Origin of the sequence: Paenibacillus sp. E194 (assembly GCF_000935845.1) — a bacterium.
Lineage (GTDB): Bacteria > Bacillota > Bacilli > Paenibacillales > Paenibacillaceae > Paenibacillus_B > Paenibacillus_B alvei_B.
In genome coordinates, this window is the sequence record NZ_JMDX01000342.1 from 1 (window position 1) to 4,939 (window position 4,939).

Genomic DNA, 4,939 nt, shown 5'->3' on the forward strand with positions numbered 1-4,939 from the left:
CACCTTCTTTCGTTTGTATCCGGAAAACCGTATATTTACTATTGCCTCCTCCATCAACACGATAGGTTTCCCCTAGTCTTGCACCCGTTTTATTCGCATAATTCATGTAGGTGAACCGATGAAGAGCCGTATAATCGACTGTCGTGCCGGCAGCGTATGTAAGTCTCGCCACCTGGAGGGACCAGTAATTCGTTGTTGAAGGATCCGCTTTTGAACTGAAATAGAAATAATTGATACCGTTGTATGTATACATATCGAGGGTCTGACAATGTCCGGTGTTGGTAACGGTCATTTCATCCACGTACGTAGCGTCATTTCCTTTTATGAGCAAACGTGAAAGATAGCATGTTCCCCCAGACCGCTGAGTTACGTAAAGATACTTATCTGCGATGTAAGCTTTCTGCACAGCCACATTGTGATTCAGTCCTTTAAGATTGTAAGCGAGCGTTGCCGATGCGTTTACCGTTTTCCCAGGAGTAGCCGCAAAAGCGGGCAAAACAGACATTCCAAAAACAAGAATGGCGAGAACAACAGGTGTGAACATTTTCAACTGTTTTTTCAGAAGATCCAAAGCCTGAACTTGCAACATACGGATACCTCCATTAAGGAAAATATGATTGGACAAGCTACCGGAAAATGCAATCGCTCAATTGGAACCACTCTACTCGATTATGGACAATATCATATTGAGAATGCAAGAGTGTAGGATGTTAAATTTCTGAAAAGGTTCCTAGCGGTTAATCAACATTCAATCTAATAATTCCTTCTCTTCAACGGTAACAAGAACAAGTTTGATGCCCATAATGTCTCCAATGATCACTTTTTGTTCGCAGTTGAGGCTTCTTCTATTTCTTTCAGAATTCAATTGGTATTTCTATATATTCAAATACTCTTGCTTTCAATAAATCGATTAATTCTTCGTCCATATATGTATAATCATCTGGGATATCCAAGCATATTAGCTTCTTTCCATTCGATTCATAACTATACTTATCTCTTAATCTTCTTATATGCTTCTTCTCCATCACGAAAATGATATCCGCCCAGTCAATATGACCACCCGTAACCTTAACCCGAGCACCCTCTTCAGTACCTGCCGACCTGACATCATATTCATTCAAAAGATTAAAGATTTTCTCCACACAGAACCATGCTGTCATAGCCCCGCGCCTTTCCCATGATCATTCCCTTCACGTTCTCAGCAACAATTACTCTAGGCCGAAGCTTATTCGCTACATCAAGGAAATCAAAGAACAGGTCATCAAGTCGCTGAACGGCTTGCCTCTCTCGAAATGCAAACTCACCGCCCCACTTCTTTTCTCTGGCGCATGCGGTGGAAAATACGCTGCATGGCGGCAAACCATCCAATATGTCCAAGTCGAACAATTCCGCCGGCAGCTCATCATTGGGCAGCGCCTTAAAATCCTGAATTGGCATCATAAAGGGTTACTTAGGATTATGATTCTGCCGATAAATCCGCATCATCTTGGGATTAATCTCCACATTCCCCAGTACCGTGTATCCTGCAAGCTTATATCCCATCGTTGAAGAAGCAGCTGAACACCGTTCTCCCGTTCTTATTTACGGCATTAAATCTTTCAAACTCCAATCCCATGCTGGCATATCTACTCACCCTCAGAATCAAAAACGAATCCGCAACGCGGGCATTTGCACCCGAATTGGGATTCGTCGAATTCATTCGTATCCAGTTCTCGATTCTCAAAGTCGCCGAGCTGATCCTCAGGCGGCTCTGCGAATTCTTCAATAATGCTTGCTATTTCATCGGCACAAAGCCTGTGAGACCGAGGTCAGCTGTTTCTGCTTGGAGCTCATCGAGCAGCCGGGCTAACGCCTCATCGTCCCATCGGCCTTCCACCTTGTTCAGTGTAAGGTTCAACAAACTCTCCTGTGTCTTTGTCCAGGTCAACGACCGAAACCTCGACTTCCGTGCGCCCGAGCTCGTTGACGAGGATCTTGTACCGCTGATGGCCACCGACCATGTTTCCAGTACGTTCATTCCATATAATCGGGTCGATGTAGCCGAACTCCTCAATGCTTCGCCGCAGCTTTTCGTATTCTGGCTCGCCTGACTGCAGGTCATCGAGAGGGTTGTAGGCTGCTGCTTTGATCCTCTCAATTGATATTACTCTAATGCCATATAAGTCCTCCAATAATAAAAACGAGCTGTGGAGTCCAACTCGTTAGTCTTTTTGAATTAATTTCAATGCAGAAATTACTGTAATTAATTTATACACATCTATTCTAATCCATTTACTAGGATCATCTCTTCCATGCAGTATCCAGTTTCTATTTATTAATGGAACCCTTTCCTCATTAAATGAATGTCGCATAAACAATCCATTCGCTAACAAAGAAGCTACTGATATCCCAACCGCGTATCTAAAACCACCATTATTACCTTCTTCAAGTGAATATTGAAGTCTTCTAATTAACCTTTGTCCTATATCGTTATTATCTGTGTTTATTGCAAGTTCATGTTCAACAGCAGATAAAAGTGAAGGAATTACGGCTTTATATTTTCCATGATCTAAAAGAAAAAAACAAATCCTCATAAAATTCTCGCCAATCATTATCAGAAGTTGAAATTATATACTCTTTCTCTTGCTGATAAAGAGTCAGTTTATCTTTCTCGAACTCTTCAAGAAAATAACTATCTCTAATTTCTTGCTTATCTTCAAGGCGAGCTATTTCTCTATATCTAGCAAACGACATTTTTGCCGACATGCACCATCCATATTTTGTATTACTATTTATAAAACTGATTCTATCTTGAATGAATGTATTCGGATCAAAGTTTTTTGGTATATTAGCAAAAGTAGAGGATACATGGTCTGATAATTTTGCCAACGCTTGAAAGTTAATGATGTTTCCAAAGACCGAGTTAATTAATTTACGATATTGTTCCGAGAGTTCTCTGTGTTTTTTAAGAATCTCCGAATTTATAACTGTGGGTATACCTACACCTTCATTATCCATGGTATACACCTCCAATCAATTTAAATATAACTCAAAAGGCGCACATAATAAGTCAAGTTGTTAAATCTTTATCTATTTGATCAGATAAATCGTCTTTTAAATCAATTGTTACAAGAGTTATTTTCCTTAGTCTTTCTTCAACAGCTTCAAATGTAATCTCATCAGCGTCATAATACTTATTCTTACAATCCGGATTAATATATCGTTCGTACTGCATGTCGGATACAGCGTTATACTCATCTATCAATTTATCAATCTGCGCTTTATAATTTTTGATAGCAAATTCATTTACCCTGATACTTCTGATATAGTGCATCATCTTATCTTGAACATCATTTGAGATTTTGCAATAACTTTCATGATTTATTTTTTTGTACTCATAATTGTGCATTGCAATTGATAATATTCCCATTTGTCGTGCCATGTTCAATAAATCAACCTGGGTATTTTGTATTTTTTCCACCTTAATTCTCATTCTAATTAGTGATTTCTCTGCCTTTAAACCTAGTTTATAAGTTAGGATCCCACCAATAAGAACGCCAACTACACCAATTATCCCTGCCGTAAATCCATTAATTAATGCCTCAAGCATATTTTTTCACCCCTATACACTGTTTTCGACAAATTAGAAGACTTCTCCTGCTAACTAGAGGCAATATTGGGTTGAGTTGGTTTCCTAAATGTACGTCCATAACACGCTCGCAGAACGATTCTGCAACACCTCCATGACGTTTATTAATCTGAATCCTACATTCGGATTCATTAGAACATGAGCCCCTTAAATCGGCTTATATTTAGTCGGTTTAGAACAAAAGAAAAAGCACCCTATTTCTGGGTGCCCGAATGAATTTATCTAATAATAATTAAATGTGAGCAAGAACTTCGTCCTTCATTTTCAAAAATTCAAGAACTGGAAATACAAGCTCAACTTCCTGTAAATCCTTTTCCAGAATAACTTGTAGTTCTTCATATGATTTCTTCATCAATTCTTCTTTCATTTGAAAATTCCTCCTTAAAAGCCGATTGGCGGAGAACTGTGATAATCATTTCCCTGTTCCCTTATCTTATGTGCTGTTTCCTTCATTTGCAACTTTAATTTATCTACTTCCATTCTTTTTGACCACTTATTATACAATGATATCAAGTTTTTATAGGGGGCCCCTCCCCTTGTTCTAGCTACTGCTATCCATATGAATTCTTCTTCAATAAATTCACAAAATATTTTCGATAATGGAGGATAAAGTAATTCTTCATCAGTAATTCTACTTTCAACAGCTGCACTAAAGAACTCTAATCGATTTAAAATTGGTATTATTCCGCACCTTTGTTTGATAATCGAATCAGCTATTAGTTCCTTTTCTAAATGTACTCCCTTAAGTATAAAGTCCTTATTAATCAGATGATCGAATTTAGCTGGTTCCTTTATCTCTTCCGTCACTTTGTTTTTGTATTCTGAAGCAGTTGAAATAATTTCTTTTTGATAATAAGCTAAATACTCCATGCTTTTTTCAGCTGCGGCTCGCATGTTTCTATCCTTAATGTCTTTTTTTAATAAACGTAACTGCGCCAAACCTAAAAATACTCCGAGCACTAAAACTATTCCGGAGACTTTATATACAGCATCTAGACCTTCTCTTATAATAAACCACCAAGACGACCCATCCATTCAATCCCCCCTTAACATAGACATATTTCGACGTCAGGTAAAGATTTCCTCCTACAGCTTTCGACTTACTTTTACACATGGTCGCCTACCGCAGTATTGCTTCGTCCCCGTCCAGTCGCCCCATACACATCCTTTGCAACGTACTGGCGGCTTCGGTGGATCTCTAAATCGCTTCTTTTTCTTCTCAATAAGGTGATTCCTCCAACAAAAACCAGCTAATGTTTGTCAAGCTATCCCCTTGGTGATTTAATGAATTATTGATATACTGGTTTTTGA

8 protein-coding genes and 1 pseudogene are annotated in these 4,939 nt (G+C 38.7%); all 9 read right to left on the reverse strand.

All coding sequences use genetic code 11. From position 1 onward, the window contains the following. Positions 1-589: pseudogene (locus AZ66_RS26910) on the reverse strand (helveticin J family class III bacteriocin); the annotation flags it as partial. Positions 590-854: 265 nt separating this feature from the next. Then, positions 855-1,160 carry a protein-tyrosine-phosphatase gene (locus AZ66_RS26915; RefSeq protein WP_044357696.1) on the reverse strand — a complete coding sequence of 102 codons (306 nt, stop codon included), beginning with the start codon at positions 1,158-1,160 and terminating at the stop codon, positions 855-857. After that, entirely contained in the window at positions 1,126-1,440 is a 315-nt protein-coding gene (locus AZ66_RS26920) for a DNA cytosine methyltransferase (protein ID WP_231587065.1), read from the reverse strand. The genes AZ66_RS26915 and AZ66_RS26920 overlap by 35 nt, the downstream gene beginning before the upstream one ends. A 334-nt stretch (positions 1,441-1,774) precedes the next feature. After that, positions 1,775-2,137, reverse strand: coding sequence for a hypothetical protein (locus tag AZ66_RS26925; RefSeq protein WP_442950326.1), 363 nt, complete (start codon positions 2,135-2,137; stop codon positions 1,775-1,777). Positions 2,138-2,201: 64 nt separating this feature from the next. After that, positions 2,202-2,573, reverse strand: coding sequence for a hypothetical protein (locus tag AZ66_RS31680; RefSeq protein ID WP_156160101.1), 372 nt, complete (start codon positions 2,571-2,573; stop codon positions 2,202-2,204). Further along, the gene (locus tag AZ66_RS26930) at positions 2,533-2,997 is read right to left on the reverse strand and encodes a hypothetical protein (protein WP_044357697.1); all 465 of its coding nucleotides are present in this window, start codon (positions 2,995-2,997) and stop codon (positions 2,533-2,535) included. Before AZ66_RS26930 ends, AZ66_RS31680 begins: the two co-directional genes overlap by 41 nt. Before the next feature lie 52 nt (positions 2,998-3,049). After that, on the reverse strand, positions 3,050-3,589 hold the full coding sequence (locus AZ66_RS26935) for a hypothetical protein (protein ID WP_044357698.1): 540 nt from the start codon (positions 3,587-3,589) through the stop codon (positions 3,050-3,052). Positions 3,590-3,860: 271 nt separating this feature from the next. After that, entirely contained in the window at positions 3,861-3,995 is a 135-nt protein-coding gene (locus tag AZ66_RS33455; protein WP_269433148.1) for a hypothetical protein, read from the reverse strand. 14 nt (positions 3,996-4,009) lie between these two features. Next, positions 4,010-4,663 (reverse strand): DUF4760 domain-containing protein, encoded by a 654-nt coding sequence (locus AZ66_RS26940; RefSeq protein ID WP_044357699.1) that lies wholly within the window; start codon positions 4,661-4,663, stop codon positions 4,010-4,012. Positions 4,664-4,939 lie beyond the last annotated feature (276 nt).